Genomic DNA, 2,796 nt, shown 5'->3' on the forward strand with positions numbered 1-2,796 from the left:
ATAGTGTAAGTAAAACCAGTAATAATCGAATTGTGATTTTCATTTTTTCTCCTTGTCTCTTGCATCGGTTTCATATAACGTTCATGTGTTCACGACGTCCCACCGACTTAAGGCGACGAAGTCGCCGGGCGCGATGCGCTTAGTCGGTGCGGATGTGTCCGGCTGATTCTACTTCCTTGCTACTGTCAAACACTTCTCCGAACACTCATCTAACTCCTGCCGGGCCAAGGGGCGAATGCCCCGAAGCGTGAACATGGTGTTATATGAAGGAGTTGCCATCATTGAATTACTACCAAGCCATATCTTGAACTAAAGGTTGAACAAAAAGTCCTGAACTATTAATATCAATTTCCTTTATCCATTTATAAATATTCTCTGCAGCAATTGCTGGATCGGTATCTGCATCAGTTGATCGGCCTCTTGTTAATAATTGTCCTGGATGAATTGCACAAACGGCTATGTTATCCTCCAACAGTTCTTGCCCAAGACATATCGTAAACATATTCTGAGCTGCCTTAGCCATCCTGTATGAATATGAAAATCCTCGATCTTTAAACTCTCCAGATGCCATTCTAGTTAATGAACCTAATCTAGATGAGACATTAATTATCCTTGGATTTTTTGAGTTTCTTAAATGTGGAATACATGCTTGTACTGTTCTAATCGGTCCTAAACAATGAATATTAAATAGATCATTAACCTCTTCAGTTCTTACTGTTTCTATTAAATATTCAGTTCCTGATACGCCTGCATTATTAACCACAATATCAAGAGGATGGGTACTCTCGCCCAAAATCCTCCTTATTATTTCGATCGATTTATCGTTTGTTAAGTCCGCTACAATTGGACAACACCTTATTGGAAATCGGATTCTTAATTGATCTGCTGCTTCTTCTGATCTAACTACTGGAAAAGTATTAAATGAACTTGAATAAAATACTTTCAGCAATTCGAGGCCGAGCCCTCGATTGGCACCAGTTATTAATACACTCTCCATTGAACCACCCCCAAAATAAAGCACTGCAACTCTTTCATATAACGTAAATGCATTCACGACGTCCCACCACCTTAAGCCCCAACGGGGCGGCCGCGATGCGGTTAGGTGGTGCGGATGTGTCCGGCTGAATCTACTTCCCTGCAGCTGTCAAATACTTCTCCGAATCCGCATCTAACTTCTACCGGACCGAGGGCCGAATGGCCCGAAGCGTGAATGTTGTGTTATGTGATGCCACACACTTCACTGATATACTATCTAATCCATTCACTTTGAATATTTTGCTTTTCAAAATTGAAATTGTATTTTAATTTATTCCCATTTTCTAAGAGTTCTAATTTATTTCTAGATTCTTCTTTCAAATGGTCTTCATTCTCTTCAGAGAGCTCTTCTATAAAGCTTTGTACCACAATGTATTGATCTTGAACATTTACTTCTTCAATTATAAATTCACCTTGGGTATACTTTACTGATTCTTCTATTCCAGTGATTTCTATATTGTCTTTCAAATCTAAGAAAAATTGATTATCTTCTGTACTAAACCATCTTCCCATAATTTTATTGACCAGGTCTTTTTCTGCTTTTTCTTTGTCAGTAGCCTCTATGCTTTTGCTTTCGGATGAATTCATATTGGGAGCATTATTACAAGACACCAAAAATAAGATGAGTTGTATGACTATAATCATTCTGAAAATTCTCAAGATAGACCTCCAGGAAATGTTGTTTTTTTGATTATTGCACTTGTGTGGTTTCACATAACGTTCATGTGTTCACGACGTCCCACCGACTTAAGGCGACGAAGTCGCCGGGCGCGACGCGCTTAGTCGGTGCGGATGTGTCCGGTTGATTCTGCTTCCCTGCTGCTGTCAAATACTTCTCCGAATCCTCATCTAACTCCTGCCGGACCGAGGGGCGAATGCCCCGATGCGTGAACATGGTGTTAGGCGAAGTACTTGCCATCTTGAATGGCCACCACTGAATGATCTCTTTCTCTTTGGGCTAGACTGTTTCCAGGTGATGATCAATGAAAAAATATATCTACATTATTATCTTTTTTCTTTCAATACTCGTTCTCCCTGTATTTCATAATACAAATGTTAATGCAAAAGATGATTCTAGAGAAACCATGTTAGAAAAGGCTTTGCTTCAACAATTACATCCAGTTATCATTCGTTCATTACAAAACTTATATCATGAAAAATATCCAGGGTTTGATCACGAACTTATCTTGCAAATTAATTCATATATCACGGGTTCTTCAAACATTATTCCTGAAAAAAAGACTTCGGCAATTGGTGGAGCTAGAGTATTTGAAATCGTCATTCAATTAAGAGTCGTCAATCATCATGAAATTGTTGAGCTCACCTTAAATAATGAGGAAAACGGAAGCTATGTATTGAAAAGAGTAAAAATGAAAGTGGAAAAATAATGAATGAACTTATTAGTTTTACTTTGCAAGTATTTCGCCTAACGTTAATGTGTTCACGACGTCCCACCGACTTAAGGCGACGAAGTCGCCGGGCGCGATGCGCTTAGTCGGTGCGGATGTGTCCGGCTGATTCCGCTTCCCTGCAGTTGTCAAATACTTCTTCGAACCAACATCTAACTCCTGCCGGACCGAGGGCCGAATGGCCCGAAGCGTGAACATGGTGTTAGCAGAAGTCCCCGACAACTTGATATACTCTCAAGAATTTATTCCAGTTTTTTTTATTACTGCTTTAACTTTTTCATCATTTTTGCTATCTGTATTCTTTCTATATTCATAAAGTATTAAGACGTTCTTTATTTCAAATGAACTATGT

3 protein-coding genes are annotated in these 2,796 nt (G+C 39.2%); 1 reads left to right on the top strand and 2 read right to left on the bottom strand.

Annotated features, from left to right (window positions below; all coding sequences use genetic code 11):
* Positions 1-289: 289 nt before the first annotated feature.
* Together ACFPPD_RS18255 and ACFPPD_RS18260 are read right to left on the bottom strand one after the other, a co-directional pair.
* A complete protein-coding gene (locus ACFPPD_RS18255) occupies positions 290-997 on the bottom strand; it encodes an SDR family NAD(P)-dependent oxidoreductase (RefSeq protein WP_209752108.1) in 708 nt (235 codons plus the stop codon).
* A gap of 251 nt (positions 998-1,248) precedes the next feature.
* Complete coding sequence (locus ACFPPD_RS18260) at positions 1,249-1,695, bottom strand: hypothetical protein (RefSeq protein ID WP_209752102.1); 447 nt, start codon at positions 1,693-1,695, stop codon at positions 1,249-1,251.
* A gap of 323 nt (positions 1,696-2,018) precedes the next feature.
* Between ACFPPD_RS18260 and ACFPPD_RS18265 the strand changes: the two genes are divergently transcribed.
* Positions 2,019-2,423, top strand: coding sequence for a hypothetical protein (locus tag ACFPPD_RS18265; RefSeq protein ID WP_209752106.1), 405 nt, complete (start codon positions 2,019-2,021; stop codon positions 2,421-2,423).
* Positions 2,424-2,796 lie beyond the last annotated feature (373 nt).

Origin of the sequence: Cohnella suwonensis (genome assembly GCF_042655365.1) — a bacterium.
Classification (GTDB): Bacteria; Bacillota; Bacilli; order Paenibacillales; family Paenibacillaceae; genus Cohnella; species Cohnella suwonensis.